Source organism: Streptomyces sp. NPDC048484 (genome assembly GCF_040651415.1).
GTDB lineage: Bacteria > Actinomycetota > Actinomycetes > Streptomycetales > Streptomycetaceae > Streptomyces.
This window is the reverse complement of sequence record NZ_JBEZJY010000018.1, coordinates 42,303-61,470: the sequence shown is the minus strand read 5'-3', so window position 1 is coordinate 61,470 and position 19,168 is coordinate 42,303. Positions and strand designations below refer to the sequence as shown.

Annotated in this window: 12 protein-coding genes; 4 read left to right on the top strand and 8 right to left on the bottom strand. The window is 68.4% G+C overall.

Features of this window, described 5'->3' with window-relative positions; all coding sequences use genetic code 11:
- Positions 1-87 precede the first annotated feature (87 nt).
- Positions 88-1,011 carry a sugar ABC transporter permease gene (locus AB0D14_RS19525; protein ID WP_362780752.1) on the bottom strand — a complete coding sequence of 308 codons (924 nt, stop codon included), beginning with the start codon at positions 1,009-1,011 and terminating at the stop codon, positions 88-90.
- A gap of 279 nt (positions 1,012-1,290) precedes the next feature.
- Positions 1,291-2,739, bottom strand: a complete 1,449-nt coding sequence (gene ngcE, locus AB0D14_RS19520; RefSeq protein ID WP_362780531.1) for an N-acetylglucosamine/diacetylchitobiose ABC transporter substrate-binding protein — start codon at positions 2,737-2,739, stop codon at positions 1,291-1,293.
- Positions 2,740-3,444: 705 nt separating this feature from the next.
- Here ngcE and AB0D14_RS19515 point away from each other — a divergent pair.
- Entirely contained in the window at positions 3,445-7,185 is a 3,741-nt protein-coding gene (locus AB0D14_RS19515; RefSeq protein WP_362780750.1) for a GH92 family glycosyl hydrolase, read from the top strand.
- A 74-nt stretch (positions 7,186-7,259) separates the two neighbouring features.
- On the opposite strand, the gene AB0D14_RS19510 is transcribed toward AB0D14_RS19515, so the two are convergent.
- Complete coding sequence (locus AB0D14_RS19510) at positions 7,260-8,594, bottom strand: hypothetical protein (protein WP_362780528.1); 1,335 nt, start codon at positions 8,592-8,594, stop codon at positions 7,260-7,262.
- 5 nt (positions 8,595-8,599) lie between these two features.
- Entirely contained in the window at positions 8,600-9,157 is a 558-nt protein-coding gene (locus tag AB0D14_RS19505) for a MarR family winged helix-turn-helix transcriptional regulator (RefSeq protein WP_362780525.1), read from the bottom strand.
- 140 nt (positions 9,158-9,297) lie between these two features.
- On the opposite strand from AB0D14_RS19505, the gene AB0D14_RS19500 reads away from it, so the two are divergent.
- Entirely contained in the window at positions 9,298-10,569 is a 1,272-nt protein-coding gene (locus AB0D14_RS19500; RefSeq protein WP_362780524.1) for an amidohydrolase family protein, read from the top strand.
- 324 nt (positions 10,570-10,893) lie between these two features.
- Here AB0D14_RS19500 and AB0D14_RS19495 read toward each other — a convergent pair whose 3' ends face one another.
- From AB0D14_RS19495 to AB0D14_RS19485, 3 genes are all read right to left on the bottom strand, one after another.
- On the bottom strand, positions 10,894-12,003 hold the full coding sequence (locus AB0D14_RS19495) for a lytic polysaccharide monooxygenase (RefSeq protein ID WP_362780522.1): 1,110 nt from the start codon (positions 12,001-12,003) through the stop codon (positions 10,894-10,896).
- Between the two features lie 446 nt (positions 12,004-12,449).
- Positions 12,450-14,027, bottom strand: coding sequence for a prenyltransferase/squalene oxidase repeat-containing protein (locus AB0D14_RS19490; RefSeq protein WP_362780519.1), 1,578 nt, complete (start codon positions 14,025-14,027; stop codon positions 12,450-12,452).
- Complete coding sequence (locus tag AB0D14_RS19485; protein WP_362780517.1) at positions 14,024-14,752, bottom strand: haloacid dehalogenase-like hydrolase; 729 nt, start codon at positions 14,750-14,752, stop codon at positions 14,024-14,026. The genes AB0D14_RS19490 and AB0D14_RS19485 overlap by 4 nt, the downstream gene beginning before the upstream one ends.
- Positions 14,753-15,408: 656 nt before the next feature.
- On the opposite strand from AB0D14_RS19485, the gene AB0D14_RS19480 reads away from it, so the two are divergent.
- Positions 15,409-16,308, top strand: coding sequence for an aminoglycoside phosphotransferase family protein (locus AB0D14_RS19480; protein ID WP_362780515.1), 900 nt, complete (start codon positions 15,409-15,411; stop codon positions 16,306-16,308).
- A gap of 1 nt (position 16,309) precedes the next feature.
- Here AB0D14_RS19480 and AB0D14_RS19475 read toward each other — a convergent pair whose 3' ends face one another.
- Entirely contained in the window at positions 16,310-16,474 is a 165-nt protein-coding gene (locus tag AB0D14_RS19475) for a zinc ribbon domain-containing protein (protein WP_362780747.1), read from the bottom strand.
- Positions 16,475-17,000: 526 nt separating this feature from the next.
- Here AB0D14_RS19475 and AB0D14_RS19470 point away from each other — a divergent pair.
- Positions 17,001-19,127 carry a transglycosylase domain-containing protein gene (locus AB0D14_RS19470; protein WP_362780744.1) on the top strand — a complete coding sequence of 709 codons (2,127 nt, stop codon included), beginning with the start codon at positions 17,001-17,003 and terminating at the stop codon, positions 19,125-19,127.
- The last annotated feature ends 41 nt before the right edge of the window (positions 19,128-19,168 follow it).

Below are 19,168 nucleotides of genomic sequence, written 5' to 3'. Positions count from 1 at the left end.
GGCGCCCCCTCCCCCGTGGTGTCGGCGGGAGGCGTGTCGGTCGTCTTCACTCGTGGCCTCCGCGCGGCTCGGTCAACTCGTTCTGCATCAGTACTCCAGCCGCTCGCGCCGGCCCAGCCTCATCACGACGGCCACGAACAGCAGCGTCACGAGGAGCAGGGCGACACCGATCGTCGTCGCGTAGGCGGCCTGTCCGTCGCGGAACGCCTTCTGGTAGACGTACAGCGGCAGGACGGTCGTCGAGTAGTCGGGGCCGCCGGGGCCCACGGTCATGATCTGCACGACCGCGAAGGACTCGGCGCCGAGCGCCAGGATGCCCATGTAGGCCCAGCCGGACTGCACGGTGTCCCAGAGCAGCGGCAGGGTGATCTTGAAAAAGGTCGTGATGCGGTTCGCGCCGTCCAGTAGCGCGGCCTCGTAGTAGTCCCGGGGAATGGAGGCCATTGCCGCGGAGAAGAGCACCACGAAGAAGCCGACGGTGGACCAGACGAGCACCGCGAAGACGCACCACAGGGCGAGGTCGGGGTCACCGAGCCAATCGGGCTGGACATTGTCCAGGCCCACCGCCTGCAAACCGGAGTTGATCGCACCGCTGTTGGGGTTGTAGGCGAACTGGAACAGCAGTGCCACGATCGCGATCGACAGCACCTGCGGAAAGAAGTAGACCACTTTGTAGAAGGACGAGCCGCGGACACCGGCGATCGCTGCATTCTTCCGGCGCCGTCCGCCGACATTGAGCATGAAGGCGAAGAACAGCGCCAGGGCGAGGGTCACCAATGGCAGCAGCACGACGAACTGCACGCTGTGCTGCAACGACTTCCAGAAAACATCGTCGTCGAGAATCCTCGTGTAGTTCTTGAAGCCCACCATCTTGAAGTCGGGGCTCAGACCGCTCCAGTCCGTGAACGAGTAGTAGATGGACTGGACGAAGGGCCAGATCACGAAGAGAGCGTAAATGGCCAGGGGGGCCGTCAAGAACCCCACGATGAAACGGTATTTACCGTGTTGCATTCCTACCGACCCGATCTTCCCGCGGGGGCTGCCGTCGATGCCGCACACCCAGGTCCTGTCTCCCCGATCTTCGCGGATCAGCGCGCGGCGTCCGGTGCGGTGCATCGGCGTGCGGCCGCATCGCCCTCGTACTGGACGTACTCGGGTGATGCGGCCGTGCGGCGAGGTGCCGCCCGCCGCGGAGCGGCTGATGTCGCTGTGGCGTCGTGCGCCCGCGAAGATCGGGGAGACAGGGCCTGGAGCCGGGGCCCCGGTCACTGCCCGGGGCCCCGGCCGCGCTCACTGGTGCTTGTAGTGCTGGATGCTGTCGTCCTTGGCCGCCTCGTCGGCGTAGCCCTGGATCTTCTTGATGGCCTCGACCGGGGTGAGCCGGCCCGCCATCATCTCGCCGAGACCGCCGGTGCCGATCTTCTCCTTCTGGAGCGCCACGTACCAGTCCTGGAGACGCGGGTTGACCACGTTGTCACCGGCCTTGTCCAGAGCCGCGACACCGGACTTCAGACCCGGTGTCAGCTCGATACCGTCGGTGCCGCCGTTGAACGCGGACAGCGACTTGACGGACGAGGTGAAGTTCTTCGACGAGGCCTCGCCGAGCATGATGCGCAGCTGCTCCATGCCGCCGTCGGTGTTCTTGGCCTTGGCGGGGACGATGAACGGCTCGCCGCCGGAGGCCCAGATGGTGCCGAAGGGCATCTTGTCCGAGCTGTCGATGCCGCTGGGCGCGGACACCGCGAGGTTGAAGTCCTTCGGCATGGTCTTCGCCGCCTCGTTCTCCACCCAGGAGCCGTTCGGGATGAAGAGCGCCTTGCCCTCGGTCCAGGCCGTCTGGGACTGGATGTGGTCCAGGCCCGGGGTGCCCTTGAGGATGTAGCCCTTCTTGTAGAGCTCGTAGTACGCCTCGAAGCAGGCCTTGACCGCGGGGTGCTTCCAGGCGTTCGGCTCCAGGTTGTCGATGGCGTCGAGCACCTCACGGCCGCCGACCTTGCCGATCATCGGGTAGAGCGAGAAGGGGAGGTAGTACGGGTACTTGCCCGCGTACGTCCAGCCCGCCATGTTCTTCTTCTTCGCCTTGGCGCAGACCGCGAGCATGTCGTCCCAGGTCTCCGGGTACGTGGCGTCGAGCGAGTCCAGCGCCTTCTGCGAGTACCACACGCCGTAGATCGTGTACGCGTAGTACATGATCCAGACCGGGTCGCCGTCGAGCTGGCCCATCTCGACGATGCCGGGGCGCAGGGTGTCGCGGACCTTCTTGGCCGGGTCGTCGAAGGACGGCGCGTCGAGCAGCGGGGTGAGGTCCGCGAGCTGCTTCTTGCTGGCGAGGACGCCCATGTCCATCTGCTCGGCGCCCGAGTTGTCGATCAGGTCCGGCGGGGTGCCCTGGTTGAAGCGCGGCTGCAGGACCGACTGGATCTTCTGGGTCGAGGAGAACTTGACCTTCGCCTTGGGGAAGTTCTCCTCGTAGACCGCCTTGGCGTCCTCGGCGTACTTCGTGCCGAAACCGCCGTCGAAGATCACGATCTCCAGCGGTGCGCTCTCGTTGACCGCGAGCGGATTCTTCTTGGTCTTCTTGCCCTTGTCGACCTTTTCGTCGTCGCCGCTGTCGCCGCTGGCACACGCGGACAGGAAACTCATCGTGGGTACGGAAATCAGACCGAGCGCGGCGGACCGCTTGATCAGGTCGCGGCGGCCGACACCCTCGCGGTCGTTGTGGGCGGAAGTGGATCCCATGCTCAAGTCCTCGCCTTCATTCAGGACTCAGGCGGTGAACCGGACCCTCCCCGGCACCGCGGTTGGTACTGCATTACCCGGGGACAACCCCCGGTCCCCCGGTAGAAAAAGCAGGTCGGACGGTGTGCCCGGCGCTTTCGCGAGGGACGTCAGTAGAGCTGGATCGTGCCTGGAACAACGGAAACCGCGGGAATGCACAGCACGTCGCTGATCGCCGCGCCACCTCGTCTCCGTCAGCTGCCTGCCCACGACCGGTCGAACGACTGGGCAGACGCCGACAGGTATAGTCCACTTCCCGCCAGCGGAGCAAGATCGAATGCACAGTTGGCCGACAGTCTTTCCCTAAGTGAGACCTCACGGACATATGAGCTGCCCGCAGACCCGCCGCACAGCCGGCGATCAGGGAACGATCAGCGCCCGAACAGGCAGCCGACCGACGGACCCGTGCGGGCCCGTCGGGCCGGCCGTCGGGCCGGCTGCCGACACGCCCCCCGTACGCCGCATCCAACACCCTTGACAGCGCTGACCACTTGACTCCCTACTGGACCTTGCGCAGCAAGTTTGACAACGTTGTCCAGGCGCACGTGACAGGGAGGGTGCTGGCGCATGCACCACAGATCTCGGCAAGATTCTCTGCACAGACCTCGGCTCGGAGCACGGCCCGGGTGGGGTTCCACGGCGGTCCTCGGAGCGGCCGCTTTCGCACTGGTGGTGGCCTCACAGGGTGCCGCCGTAGCCCGTCCAGGTGAAGCGGCCGCCGCGGAGCGGGAGTTCGGCTCCTCCTTCGAGACGGGTGAACCCGCACCCGACTGGCTCAACACGGTCGACAGCTCGCCCGACGGTACGAAACGCTCGTCGGGCGTCGACGGCGGCTACACCACCGGTATCCCCGGCAATGTGACGGACCACGTCACGGACGTCCGCGCGAGTGCCGAGAACACCGGCGGCGGCGAGGTGAAGGAGAACCTCACCGATGTCGAACCCGGCACCAAGTGGCTGACCTTCGCACGCACCGGCTGGGCGGAGTTCGAACTCGACGCCCCGGTCAAGCTGGTCACCTACGCGCTCACGTCGGCCAACGACCACGACGAGCGCGACCCCGCCGACTGGACCTTCCAGGGCTCCACCGACGGCAAGGACTGGAAGACCCTCGACACCCGGACCGGCGAATCCTTCGGCGAGCGGTTCCAGACGAAGTCGTACAAGCTCGGTGAACCGGCGGAATACCAGCACTTCCGGCTCGACATCACCAAGAACAACGGCGCTTCCGACGCACTGCAGCTCGCCGACGTCCAGTTCTCGACGGGCGACGAAGAGGACCCCACGCCCAAGGACATGCTCTCCCTCGTGGACCGCGGTCCCAGCGGCTCCCCGACGGCCAAGTCGGGCGCGGGCTTCACCGGCAAGCGGGCCCTGCGCTACGCGGGCACGCACAAGGCGGACGGCCGCGCCTACTCGTACAACAAGGTCTTCGACGTGAACGTGGCCGTCGGCCGCGACACCGAGCTGGCCTACCGGATCTACCCGTCGATGGCGGACGGCGACCGGGACTACGACGCCACGAACGTCTCGGTCGACCTTGCCTTCACGGACGGCACCTACCTGAGTGACCTGCGCGCCCAGGACCAGCACGGGTTCGCGCTGACGCCGCAGGGGCAGGGCGCCTCGAAGGTGCTGTACGTCAACCAGTGGAACAACGTCGCCTCGCGGATCGGTTCGGTCGCGGCCGGCCGGACGGTCGACCGAATCCTGGTCGCGTACGACTCCGCGAAGGGGCCCGCGAAGTTCCGCGGCTGGCTGGACGACGTGAAACTCAACGTGAAGAAGCCCGAGAAGGCGAAAGCGCATCTCTCGGACTACGCGTCGACCACCCGCGGCACGAACTCCAGCGGCGGCTTCTCGCGCGGCAACAACTTCCCGGCGACGGCCGTGCCGCACGGCTTCAACTTCTGGACGCCGGTGACGAACGCGGGCTCGCTCAGCTGGCTGTACGACTACGCGCGCGGCAACAACGCGGACAACCTGCCCACCGTCCAGGCGTTCAGCGCGAGCCACGAGCCCAGCCCGTGGATGGGTGACCGGCAGACCTTCCAGGTGATGCCGTCGGCCGCCACCGGCACCCCGGAAACGGGCCGCACCGCCCGCGCGCTGCCCTTCAAGCACGAGAACGAGACGGCACGCCCGTACTACTACGGCGTACGGTTCGAGAACGGCCTGAAGACGGAGATGGCGCCGACGGACCACGCCGCGTCCATGCGGTTCACCTTCCCCGGTGACGACGCGAACGTCCTCTTCGACAACGTCACGGACCAGGCGGGCCTCACTCTCGACAAGGAGAGCGGGACCTTCACCGGCTACTCGGACGTGAAGTCCGGCCTGTCGACCGGTGCGACCCGGCTCTTCGTGTACGGCACCTTCGACGCGCCGGTGAAGGAGGGCAGCTCCACGGGGGTCAAGGGCTACCTGAAGTTCGAGCCCGGCGCCGACCGCACCGTCACCCTGCGCATCGCGACGTCCCTGATCAGCATCGACCAGGCCAAGGACAACCTCCGCCAGGAGATCCCGGACGGCACGTCCTTCGACACGGTCAAGTCGCGCGCCCAGGAGGCGTGGGACAAGGTCCTGGGCAAGGTCGAGGTCGAGGGTGCGACGCCGGACCAGCAGACGACGCTCTACTCCAGCCTCTACCGGCTGTACCTGTACCCGAACTCCGGCTTCGAGAAGGTCGGTTCGAAGTACCAGTACGCCTCGCCGTTCTCGGCGATGCCCGGCCCGGACACCCCGACGCACACCGGCGCGAAGATCGTCGACGGCAAGGTGTACGTCAACAACGGCTTCTGGGACACGTACCGGACGACCTGGCCCGCCTACTCGCTCCTGACGCCCGGCAAGGCGGGTGAGATGGTCGACGGGTTCGTGCAGCAGTACAAGGACGGCGGCTGGACCTCACGGTGGTCCTCCCCCGGCTACGCGGACCTGATGACCGGCACGTCCTCCGACGTGGCGTTCGCGGACGCGTACGTGAAGGGCGTCGACTTCGACGCGGAGTCGGCGTACGACGCGGCCGTGAAGAACGCGACCGTCGTGCCCCCCTCCTCGGGCGTGGGCCGCAAGGGCATGACCACCTCGCCCTTCATCGGCTACACGAGCACCGACACCCACGAGGGCCTGTCGTGGGCGCTGGAGGGCTACCTCAACGACTACGGCATCTCGAAGATGGGCGAGGCGCTCCACAAGAAGACCGGCAAGAAGAAGTACAAGGAAGAGGCCGCGTACTTCCTCAACCGCGCCCAGGACTACGTCAACCTCTTCGACTCGAAGGCCGGTTTCTTCCAGGGCCGGGACGCCAAGGGCGACTGGCGGGTGGACTCCGAGAAGTTCGACCCGCGCGTGTGGGGCTACGACTACACGGAGACCAACGGCTACGGGTACGCCTTCACCGCGCCGCAGGACTCGCGGGGGCTCGCCAACCTGTACGGCGGCCGGCCGGGACTCGCGGAGAAGCTCGACACGTACTTCGGCACCCCGGAGACCGCCTCGTCCGAGTTCGTCGGCTCGTACGGGGGCGTCATCCACGAGATGACCGAGGCCCGCGACGTACGGATGGGCATGTACGGGCACTCCAACCAGGTGGCCCACCACGTGAACTACATGTACGACGCGGCCGGCCAGCCCTGGAAGACCCAGAAGAACGTGCGTGAGGTGCTCTCGCGGCTCTACACGGGCAGCGAGATCGGCCAGGGCTATCACGGCGACGAGGACAACGGCGAGCAGTCGGCCTGGTACCTCTTCTCCTCGCTCGGCTTCTATCCGCTGGTGATGGGCAGCGGAGAGTACGCCGTCGGATCCCCGCTGTTCACCAAGGCGACCGTGCACCTGGAGAACGGCCGGGACCTGGTCGTGAAGGCCCCGAAGAACAGCGCGAAGAACGTGTACGTGCAGGGCCTGAAGGTCAACGGCAAGTCCTGGAAGTCGACTTCGCTCCCCCACTCCCTCATCTCGCGCGGCGCGGTGATCGAGTTCGACATGGGGTCGAAGCCGTCCTCGTGGGGCACCGGGAAGAACGCGGCGCCCGTGTCGATCACCCAGGACGACAAGGTGCCGGCTCCCCGGACCGACGCCATCGAGGGCGAGGGCGCGCTGTTCGACAACACGTCGGCCACGAACGCCACCGTCGCGTCCGCGGACCTGCCGACCACCGACCCGGTCAAGGCCGTCCAGTACACGCTGACGTCGGCCGAGGCCGCCAAGGCTCCCGAGGGCTGGGTCCTCCAGGGCTCGTCCGACGGGACCAAGTGGAAGGACCTCGACAAGCGCTCCGGGCAGTCCTTCACCTGGGACAAGCAGACGCGGGCCTTCACGGTCGCGGCACCCGGCACGTACGCGAAGTACCGCCTGGTCCTCGACGGTGAGGCGACGCTGGCGGAGGTGGAACTGCTGGGCTGACGCGCGGCTGAGCACAAGCGCGCACGGCTCGTACGACTCGTACGACTCGTACAGCACAGCGCGTACGGCACCGGTTACGGCAGGACGGTAACCGGTGCCGTGTCGTTGGCGGGGTCGGGGTCGCGGCGGTCGGTGTCGGCGGCGTCCGTCACCTCCACGCTGCCCTCCCCCGGCCCGCCCAGGCGGAGCTTGAATTCGAAGGTGCGCGTGTCGCCCGCTTTGAGCCCGCTCCCCACGGAGCAGGAGTACGTACCCTTTTCCAGGTCGCAGTAGGGCTCGTACACATCCTCGTCGATGGCCTCCTCGGGCTGCTCGACCACGGTGGCGCTCGGCGGCGGGGTGAACAGCAGTGTCGTGCTCCCGGGGGTGGCGAGCCCCTTGTTGCGGACCTTCAGGCGCACGGTGTGCTCGCTGCCGCGCTCGCCGCTCACCTCGGCGCCGGAGACCTCGAAGTCGGCGTAGGTGTCCAGTTGCACCTCGCTCCACACATCGCCGCCGGCGAACGTCCCCTTCAGGTCGGCGCCCTTCGCGGTTCCGGTCGTCAGCCGCGGGCCGTCGCCGGAGTCGCCGCCCTCGGGTACGACGCTGTTCTTGGCGGGGCCCAGGTCCAGGGCCCACGCCTCCTGGTGGAACGAGGTGTACATCTCCGTCGTGGAGACGTTCAGCGCCAGGGCCGGGCGCAGGACGACCGCCCCGCCCGCCGGTATGCGCAGGTCGGGGAACTCGCACACGGCGATGGAGCCCTTCTGGGCCCCCGGATAGCGGCAGTTGCCGTACTGGCGCTCGAAGCGGACGCCCGTGCCGGTGCCGAGTTTCAGGGCGACGCCCCGCACGGGCACCTCGCCGGTGTTGCGGACCACTACCGGCGTACGCAGCACGGAGCCGGGCGCGACCTCCTCGAACACCTTCGTCGTGCGCACCTTCACCACGGGCTCACCGACGACGACCCGGGTGCGGGCGTTGAGTGTCTTCCCCTTCGGGGTGGTGTAGCTGAAACGGACCGTTCCGCTGTCGCCGGGCTTACTGCCCGGGGCGGCGAACGGATAGACCCGGTCGAGGTCGGACCAGCTGTCGTAGACGCCGCCCACCCGGCAGACGACCCGGGTGGCGCTCCCGGCGCACCTGGGGTTCTTCTTGCGGATCTCCGAGATCTTGAGCCGTACGGCCCGTTCGGATCCGGTGACGTCGACCGTGAGCCGGTGCTCCTGCGTTCCGATGCGGCTGTTGGCCGCCACGTCCTCGGCCTGGACGTGGAAGGGCACCTTGTCCGTCGGACCGGACTTGTCCCCGGGCGGCCGCAGATAGAACAGGCCGGGCACCGCGATCCCTGATTCCTTCGCGTCGCCGGCGCCCGCGCCGCACCCGGCGAGTCCGCCCAGCAGCATCACCAGCGCCAGGCCGACGGCCACGGACCTCAGAGCCTGTGTCCCTGGTTCTGTCCCTCGCTCGCGCACGGTCCCTCCCCGGGGAGATCGTCGGTCGGTCTGCCGGCGGCGCCCGGTGCGGGCAGTCGGGCGGTGGAGTCCGCGTACTTGAGGAGGAGGCGTGCGAATTCGAGCCGCTCGGCCTCGGGCCAGTCGCGGGTGATGTATTCGAATGCCTGCCGCTGCTGGTGGCGGAATCGGTTGAGGAGGGCGGTGCCTTCTTCGGTGAGGTGGAGCACGGTGCGGCGGCCGTCCTGCTGCGAGGCCGCGCGGACCAGGTAGCCGTGGGAGATGCAGTCGCTCACCATACGGCTGGCCACCGACGGGTCCACCAGGAGGTGGTCGGCGAGCCCGCCGACCGTCATCTCCGTACCCGCCTCGGTTGCCTCGTCGACGATGTTGAGAACCAGGTTGCGCTTGAGGTCCTTGGGGCCCACCGGGGGGTCGACCGGGGCCTGCATGGTGCGCCGCCTCAGCCGGGCGAAGGCCGTGCCGACGGCATCCAGGAGGGCCTGGTCCTGCGGCATGGAGGCGTCCCTGTCAGTCACCCCCGCAGCTTATCGCACACACCTGCAGACTGCAGATGCATGCAAAGATGCATGGAATTGCAAGTTGCATTAATGTGGGCACGGCGGTGGGAGAACTCGGCATCAGCGGAGCGACGGGCCTGCCCGGAGAAGAGAGAGTCATGATCACAGCCATCATCAACGGCCGGGTGTTCGACGGCGAGCACGTCCTGGAGGACACCACCGTCGTGCTGGACGGCACGCGGATCGCTGCGGTCGGGGGTGAACCACCCGCCGGGGCGGGCATCGTCGACGCCAGGGGCGGAACACTGCTGCCCGGTCTGTTCGACGCCCATGTCCACACCTCCGACGAGGCACTCGCGCTGGCGTTGCGGTTCGGGATCACCACCGAACTGGAGATGCAGGGCATGAACACCAGGGCCGGCCGCGCGCACATCACGGAGAACGACTCCCTCGCCGACGTCCGCTCCGCGGGGTTCGGCATCACTCCTCCCGGGGGCCACCCCAGCGAACTCATGCCCAAGGGCTTCAAGCCGGGAGGCCACCGCGGACCGGACGATCGAGGTGATGGTGGCGATGGTGGCGATCGGATCGGTCCGCGCGAGATGCCCCTGATGCCGTTCTCCACCACGCCGGAAGAAGCGGTCGCCTTCATCCCCCGGCTCGTCGCGGCAGGCTCGGACTACATCAAGTTCATGGTCGACGACGGCACCGTCGAGGGCCACCCCGGTCTGCCCATGCTCGACCAGGCAACGCTGACCGCCGGTGTCGCCGAGGCCCACCGGCACGGGATGCTCACCATCGCCCACACTTTGACTGTCAACGCGACACGGATGGCGATCGAGGCAGGCATCGACGGCTTGGCCCACCTGTTCATGGATCAGCCGCACACCGACGAGATCGTCGACCTCATCGCCGCCTCCGGCGCGTTCGTCGTCCCCTGCGTCGCCCTGAACGCCTCCATGATGGGCGTCACCGGCTCATCCCTCACCGAGGACCCACGCGTCGGTTCACGTCTCGACGAGGCATGGACCAACACCCTGAACAGCAGCTACAACCGCTACCCGCAAGGCAAACTGGAGGACGTCCTGGCCTCGGTCAAGGCCCTGCACGACGTCGGCGTCGACCTGATGGCCGGCACCGACGCGGCCCCCCTGCCGCTGCCGTTCCTGGGCGGCGTGGTCCACGGCGCCAGCGTCCACCAGGAGCTCCAGTATCTCGTCGAGGCCGGCCTCACCCCGGTCCAGGCCCTGCGCGCGGCGACCCTCACCCCGGCACGTCGCTTCGGCCTGGAGGACCGCGGCCGCATCGCCGAGGGGCTGCGAGCCGACCTGCTGCTCGTGGACGGCGACCCCACCACCACGATCAGCGACACCCTCAACCTGCGTGACGTGTGGCGCCGCGGCACCCGCACCGCACTCTCGGCCGCATAGAAACCCGCTCCCGACGAACGACGGCCGCCGCCGGCCCGGGCCGCACGTACGGCCCGGGCGGCTCCCGTGGCATGGACGGCACGGACGACTCAGGGCCCCAACTGGATTGGCAGCGTTGCCCGTTGGAGGAGTAGAGTCATATTCAGACCGATGGACAACGTTGTCGTCCCCTCCGGTCGACACAAGCCACGCTCCATCCGGCCAGGCACTCCCCCGACCTGTCCGGCTCGCGGACCCGGTGGATTACAGCCACCGGGTCCGCCCTGAGCAGCCGGGCGGATGACGTCCCGGGTTCGGCGGGTTCGGCCTCGACACAGAACCGGCTCAGCCCGGCCGGCACGCGAGGGCGGTCGCCGCATCACCTCCGGAGCCCTGGACGACGTATCCGAACGAGGCGCTCTCGCCCGGATCGAGCGACCCGTTCCAGTCGGCGTTGTGGACCATCACGTTCTGGCCGGTGTACGTGGCGTTGCCGCTCCAGAGACTGGCGACGGACTGCCCGCTCGGCAGCGACCAATCGACCATCCAGCCGAGCATGGGCACCTCACCGGTGTTGGTGACGGTCACCTCGGACTGATATCCGCCGGTCCAACTGCCCGTCGTCCGACGGGTGGCGGAGCAGGCGCCCGCCGGGGGCTCGGTCGGGTTGCCCGGGTCATGGACACCCGTCACCTCTCCGTTGCCGCCGTCGAAGACGATGTCGGAGCAGGAGTAGAAGGTCTCCGCGCTGTCCGAACGCTGCCAGACCATGTAGACGAGGTGGCGCCCCGACTTGCCGGCGGGAAGCTTCCCGGACCAGGAGTAGTTGGCCTCGACCGTACCCGGGGACCCGTTGAGCGGCGGGTGGTCGACGCTCAGGAACGGCCGCTCCTCCAAGTCGTTCCAGGTGAGCGTCTTGGTCGGGTCGAAGCCGTCCTTGGTGAGGTAGACGTAGAACCAACCCGGGTGCGCGGCCCAGGCGTTGTACGAGAAGTCGACGGTCGCGCCCGAGGTCAGGTGGGTGAGCGGCCATTCACTGCTCGGCGTGTTGAAGCCGGTGAAGTTGGTGTTGCCGCCGCTGCACAGTTCGCCGTCGGGCACGAAGCCGCGGGTGCGGCCCGCTCCGTCGGAGCGGAGTACCGAGAACCAGTTGTAGAACGGCGTCGTGCCGCTGACCTGTTGCGCCGCCTTGCAGGCCGGATTGATCGGCTTGATCTCACCGGTGCTGGTGAGCGCGTCCTGCCAGCACAGGAAAGTGCGGCTGGCGGGCTTCATCGGGGTTCCGTGGGCTTCCGCCGCACCACCCGCCGAGACGACCAGGCCGAGAGCCGGGATCGTGACGACCAGAGCCAGCAGGACGAGGAGGAAGGCTCTGCCGCGGGCGGGAAGCGGTAATCGCCGTGGGGGGCGGGGGGTCGGCGGGGGCGACGGGGTCGATGCACTTGTCAGGATCATGACAGATCTGCTCATCCCTTCGTTCACAGGCCGTGAGGTGCGTGCGGGATGCGCGAGATGGGAGCGGTCCCGGGGCGGGTTCCGGTCCACCCGGAATGGGAGCGCTCCCACCTCACGTAACGTCGAAGTTAGCGCGGACCGGTACACCTGTAAACGGCTGACGCGCGAGGGCCGTACCTGAGCGGGTGCGGCCCTCGCGATGACAGGGAAAGCCAAGGTGCCGTCTGCTCACCGGTGGTGAGGGGACGCCAGGTGGTGCTGTCGCAGGAGATCCTTCCCGCAGTCGTTGCCGTTCGGCGTACGGATGACGGATGACGGATGACGGATGCCCGATGACGGAGTGGACGTGCGTCCGGGCCTGAAGCCGAGCCCCACTCGCAGCCGGACCGACCCGCTTCGAGGCGGCTTGCTCGTTCGCGGAACTACTCACTTCCGCGAAGGCGGAATTACTCATTTCTGCGCAGAGGGAGCTTCACGCCTGCCCCCGCTTCCCGGTCCCCCAAGGCCCACAGCGCGCAAATGTCCGCGAGCACGGGCACGTCATAGGGAAGGGGCCGGGGCCCCGCCTGGTCAGGGCGAGAGGTGAATCCCCCGTTGGGATGCTGGTGGGCGAGGAGATGAGCGACTCCCGCCCGATGCACCGGTGACGTGGGCCAGTGCCGGGTCGTGAGGAGGGCGTAGGACGTGCTGATGACATCGCCCGGTTCGGACGGCTGCTGCCCCCAGCCGCCGTCCGCGTGCTGTGTGGTCATCAGCCGGCCTGCGGCCAGTGCCATGGCTCGGTCGATCCGGGCGCGCCGGGAGGATGAGGGGAGAGCCGGTGCTTGCCGGAGTGCCTGGACGCTGCGGAACACGGCATTCGACTCGCTCAGACTCCAGCTGCGTCCAAAGGTGCCGTCGGGCTGCTGGGCAGCCAGGAGATGGCTGACCGCACGCTGCACGGCGGGGAGACTCTCCCTCCGGCCGGGAGCCAGAGCGGCAATGGCACCCGCGGTCATCGCGGACTCCGAGTCATGTCCGTGACGGAAGGTCGGGAAGCCCCCGTCGTCGTTCGCGATGGTGAGGAGATATTCCTCGCCGGCCCTGAGGTGACGGGCGTACCGGCCGGGTTCGAGAGCTCGGAGGAATTGCAGGCAGTACGCCGTGTCGTCGACGTCGCTCTGACGGACGTCCGCGGCGTACGCCCAGCCCCCGTCGGGGAGTTGGCTGTCGGCGAGGTAGTCGCCGAGGAGCGGTGGCAGGTGGCGGGGATGGTCGGAGGAGGCGAGCAGGGCCAGGCCCGCGGTGGCGGTGCAGAAGACCTCGAAGCCGTCGATGAAGGGGATGCCCCCGTCGGGGTTCTGACAGCGCAGAAGACTGGTCACTCCTTCAGCGACGAGGGGGTGCCCCGGTGCGACGCGGTGCAGGGCTGTGAGGGCCAGTAGATGCGCAAGGACATGGCCTTCCCATACGGGCTTGGTGCTGCCGTGCCTGAGCCGGTCCGTCAGGAAGGTGAGTTCCCTCGGCCCGCCGCGACCTTGGTTGTTCAAGTGCAGGAGTTTGAGGGCGCACAGCGTGAGTTCGGCCCAGGAGGCGAATCCGTCGTAGTCGATGGATTCCGAGTCCGTCTCGCTGCGGGCACCGCCGACGATCGCCAGGATGGTGCGGAACATGAGCCGCTTGCGTGGCGCTGTGAAGTGGTCGAAGTCTGCGAGCCATGGCTGGGATCGGCTCTGGTGCCAGGCGGCGGCGCCCAGCGCCGCGTCGATGAGGGACCGGTCGAAGGATCCCGCCCGGGCCGGGTGACGACGCAGATAGCGAGTGATCTCGTCCTGGCAGCGCCGGTGCGACCGCGTTTCCCGGAGCAGCGTGAGCAGCAGAGCGGATTCCGGTACGCGGCTGCCGCAACGGTCCCGTACGGCACCGTTGACCGTGATCCGGTCGGTCAGGCGGGTGATGAGTCCGGACCGGGCCCGGGCCACCTGACGGGCGTGCGTGACGGGCGAGAGAGCATGTGTCTGGTATGGGAGGACCGGCAAGGTCATGTGCTGTCTCCGTGTGTCTCCGTGTCAGCCAGCAGAACGGGGAGCAGAGAGTCGCGGTCGGTGACGCGCCACCCGTGCAGGGCCGCTGCCTGCCGCAAAGGCGGCTGGGGTTCGAAGGCGATGGGATGGCCGACCTGGGCGAGAACCTCGATGTCGGCTGCCGAGTTGCCGATGGCGATGCTGTCGGCCGGCGACCAGGCCGCGTGCAGAACGGAATGGAGGATGGTGGCTTTCGCTCCTGGCATTCCGGGCGCTGCGCCGATGCGACCGTTGTAGACGGTGCCGTCGGTCTCGAACTCGGCCCCCTGGCACACAGTGATGCCGAGATCGGTCACGGCCGCTCGCACGATCTCCTGTGGACTGCCTGACAGCAGTACGACGGTGTAGGAGCGGTTGCGCAGAAGAGTCAGGGCGGGACGTACGAAGGCGAAGAGCCCGGCTCGTTCGCGCTTCCACACCTGTGTCGCCACATGGTGGACGGCTTCGGGCCTGGCTCCGGCCACGGCCTGTGCGTACAGCTGATAGGCGCGCTGCGAAGCGGCTCCGGTGTGCAATTGGTGGGGTGGCAGAGACCCCAGGAAATCGGCCAGGCGGGAAGCCTGCTCCGAATCGCAGATGCCGTGGTCGGCCAGGGCTGCCAGTAGTTTCAGGCCGAGTGTGCCCGGGTGCAGGGTCCCGTCCAGATCCAGGACCGCGAAGCGCCCGGGTGCCGGTGTGCCGTCCACGAGGATCGGGGTGCGGGCACCACACCGCTGAGGCGTACCACTGTGGCTGTCATCGGCCGTACCTGGTGTACCTGGTGTTCGGGCTCGGGATGCAGGTGCCGGACCATCGCGCTGGTAACTGACAACCGCACCGGTCTGCGCCTGCTGGAGCAGGCGCAGAGTTTGCTCCTTCCCGCGTTGCGGGGCTGGCCGGGTCGACTGCCGCGGCGGCACAACCGAGGGCGCCCTCACGGGACCTCACACGGCACGTGGGCGATACCGCTGGGGCGGCGGAAGACATACATGGGACAGGGCAACAGCCAGGTGACGGCTACTGATTGACCGAGCATGGATCTATTGGAAACCGCCGCAAGGGGTTGCCAGTAGGGCACCCGTGTGAGCCACCCGTGAACACGTTGAACTCTTGCGCGCTTGTGAATCTCTGATGTGAGTCGGCCCGCGGAGGAGTCATGGTCCGTCGCGACCCGAACCAGCGCCTCGCCGCCCTGCTCGCCGAGGCCGATGTGACTCATCCGGCGCTCCGCGACGACAAGCGGGCTCAGGCCCGGACGCGAAGGACGGCCGGTCGAGTAAACCGGTCGACAGACGAGTCCACGAGGCACTGTGATGGCTCCGACTGCCCGCCGCACGGAGCGGGCCCACCGCAGGAGTTGCTCTTGGCCACCGGGAGTACCACGGACCCCCGCCCCGCGATCGATGCCGCACTGGCCAGGCGCCTGGTCGACACGCAGTTCCCGCAGTGGGCCGAGCTGCCGCTCAAGCTGCTCGACCCGGCCGGTTCGGACCATGTGATCCACCGACTGGGCGAAGACCTGTCCGTCCGGCTGCCCCGCCACGCCGGGGCCATCGGGCAGGCAGCGAAGGAGTCCGAGTGGCTCCCCCGGCTCGCCCCACACCTGCCCTTGGCCGTCCCGGTACCGGTGGGGGTGGGCGAGCCCGACTTCGACTATCCGTGGCCGTGGGCGGTGTCCCGCTGGCTGGACGGCGAGGTGGCGACCACCGAGTCACTGGCCGCCTCGTCCGGGGCGGCCGTCCAACTGGCGGAGTTCCTCACCGCCCTTCAGGCATTCCTGCCCGAGGACTTCCCGGACGAGGGCGCTCGCGAGGGCCTCACCGGTCGGCCGCTGGCCGACCGGGACCGCGCGACGCGGGCCGCCATCGCGGAGGTCGACGGTACGTTCGACGCCGCGGCCATGACCGAATTGTGGGATGCGTCGCTGAGCGCCCCCGGATGGGATCGCCCGCCGGTCTGGTTCCACGGCGACTTCCACACCGGCAACCTGCTGACCCTCGGCGGCCGCCTCAGCGCCGTCATCGACTTCGGCGAGCTGGGCATCGGCGATCCGGCCTGCGACCTGACCATCGCCTTCACTCTGATGTCCGCCGGGAGCCGGGCCGTCTTCCGCGCCGCACTCGGCGTCGACGACACGACCTGGGCCCGGGGGCGCGGCTGGGCCCTGGCTACCGGCCTGAACGCCTACGTCTCCTACGCTGCCGTCAATCCCCGGGTCGCCTCGCAGACCACCCGCCAGATCACCGAGGCTCTGATCGGCTGAATCAACGGCCGCATGTGCCACCACCAACCGCCCGCAGCGCGGGTGCGGACACGGCGGCCGAGCCTGCGACGGCGGCCGTCGACAGGAATTTGACCGTGTCGGAGTGGCCCTCGGGCCAGTCCGCGGGGGCGGACGACCCAGCCATCGAGCGGCTCAGTTCGAAGATGTCGTCTCAGATGTCGTCTCAGGTCCGGCAGCAGTATTCGTAGCCGCGGCATGGGCCCGGGCCAAGCGGCGCCCGCGCGGCGGCAAGGGGCCCGCACAATGGCTCACCGGTCACACTGGCCAGATTTTCACCCTACCGACAGAAGCAATTGTGAAACTGACTGATAATTTGTGATCACCGTGTGAAGGCCGAAAGGCGGCCGGGGGGTCAGGGAGTTCATGTGCCGCGCGAGCGGCGGCTGCGACCGACCACACAGGCGATGCCAAGTGGGGAGGGGGGACGGTCATGACCGCTGTCCTTTGCCGATCGGGAGCCATGTCTCCCGGCCGAATAGTTGCCGTGCGCGGGCGAAAGGTTGCCGCGCACCGCCGAATCGTTGCCGCGCATCGCTCGGGCCGCCCGTGCCAGGGGACCCGCCGTGACTAGCCGGGGGAATCCGGTCGGCACCGGAGGGAAGGACCGCGCGCGCCGTCGGCGTACCCCGGGAGAGGGGCGGGCGAAGGAGGTCCGGGAGTCCGACCTCACCATGCAGCTGAAGCTCCCCCCTGCCCCGGCGGACGAGACCGTACGGCTGCGGCTGCCCGAGCCGGGTTCGTTCGACATCCCGCAGGGGCAGCCGAAGCCGGGCGGGCGAGGCCGACGCAAGGCGCCCAGGCCGTCCGTCCTGGCCAGGTTCACAGCCGTCGCCGGCGCGCGGCCGGCCCCCTTCGCCCCCTTCGTCAGCCGGATGCGCCCGCAGTATCCGCGCCCGGGCCGTGTGGACTGGCGACGCTGGGTGCCGTCCTGGCGGCAGTCGCTCGGCGCCGTCGGTCTGGCCGTGGGCAGCAGCGGCATGTTCCTCACCGTCGCCTACGCCACCACGGACATACCGGTCGACCTCAACACTTTCGCCACACAGCAGGACAACGTGTACTTCTGGTCCGACGGCACCCCCATGGCCCGTACCGGCTGGGTGCGGCGCCAGGCGATGCCGCTGAAGGACGTCCCCGAGGACGTCCGCTGGGCGGTCCTCGCGGCGGAGAACGCGAGCTTCTACTCCGACCCCGGCGTATCCGTCAGCGGCATCACCCGCGCCCTGGTCCGCACCGTCGGCGAGGGCGACACCCAGGGCGGCTCCACGATCACCCAGCAGTACGTCAAGAACGTGTACCTGTCACAGGACCGCTCGGTCGGACGCAAGTTCGACGAGGCAATGATCGCCCTCAAGCTCGACAACAAGATGAGCAAGGATCAGATCCTGGAGGGCTACCTCAACACCAGCTGGTTCGGCCGCGGCACCTACGGCATCCAGCGCGCGTCCCAGGCGTACTACGGCAAGGACGTCAGTGAGCTGAGCGTCAGCGAGGCCGCCGTCCTCGCCTCCCTCCTCAAGGGCGCCGGCCTCTACGACCCCTCCTTCAGCAAGGCCAGCCACGCGCGGACGGTCGAGCGCTGGGAGTGGATCCTCGACCGGATGGTGGACATCGGGAAGCTGTCCGGGGCCGAGCGCGCCAAGTACACGAAGTTCCCCGAGCCACTCGACCAGTCCAACCAGTACGACACCGGCAAGCAGAGCGACTACCTGGTGGAGCTGGCCGCCCAGTACGCGAAGAAGGGCACGAACATCACCGCCCAGGAGTTCGACCGGGGCGGCTACCAGATCTACACGACCTTCGACAAGGACCGGCAGACCGAGCTGACCGACGCCGTCACCAAGGCGCGCGAGGACGTACGGAAGGACAGCCCGAAGAAGGCGAAGACCGCCCACTTCGGCGCCTCCTCGGTCGACGCCGAAGGACGGATCCTTGCCGTCTACGGCGGCCCCGACCACCGCAGACAGGGCTACAACGAGTCGAACGCGACCACCGTCCCGTCCGGCTCGGCCTTCCTGCCGTTCGTCTACGCCGCCGGCCTGGAACACGGGGTCGTCAAGAAGCGCGGTGGCACGGCTGCACCGGTAACCCCGCAGACGGTCTACGACGGCAACGACGGCGTCCCGGTGAGGACCCCTGAGGGGCCGTACTGGGACCGGGACGGTGACCGGGTCTCCGCCCACAACGACGGCAAGAAGTCCTGGGGCCCGATCAGCCTGCACGACGCGCTCGCCGGATCGGTGAACACGCCCTTCATGCAGCTCGGCATGGACGTTGGACTGGACAAGGTGCGCAGGACCGCCGAGGCGGCCGGACTGCTCTCCTCCAGCTTCGGGGCCCAGGTGCCCGCGCTGTCCATGGGCAGCGCCACGCCCAGCGCGATCCGCATGGCCAGCGGCTACAGCACCTTCGCCGCCCTGGGCGAGCACACCGAGCCGTACTCCGTGCGGAAGATGACCCACAACGGGTCCAAGGTCGGCCTGAACACCCCGAAGCCGGAACGCGTGGTGGGCGCCAGGGCAGCCGCCGAGGTCACCTCGGCGCTCACGGACGCCTTCCGAGCGGACCGCCCCACCCTCCCCCGAGCCGCCTCCTCGGAGGTGGCGGCCAAGGGCGGGACCACCCAGGACGACAAGGCCGCCTGGTACGTCGGAACGGCCGAGGACGTGTCGACCGCCGTAGTCGTCTACCGCATCGACCTCACCAGGAGCCTGGAGCCGCTGCGGCTCGACGGGATCGCCGGACCGCCCAACTCCGGTGTCCCCTACGACATCTGGTCCAGTGCGATGAGTATCGGCTGACCACCGATGAGCACCCGCACCCGCACCCGCACCCGTCACCC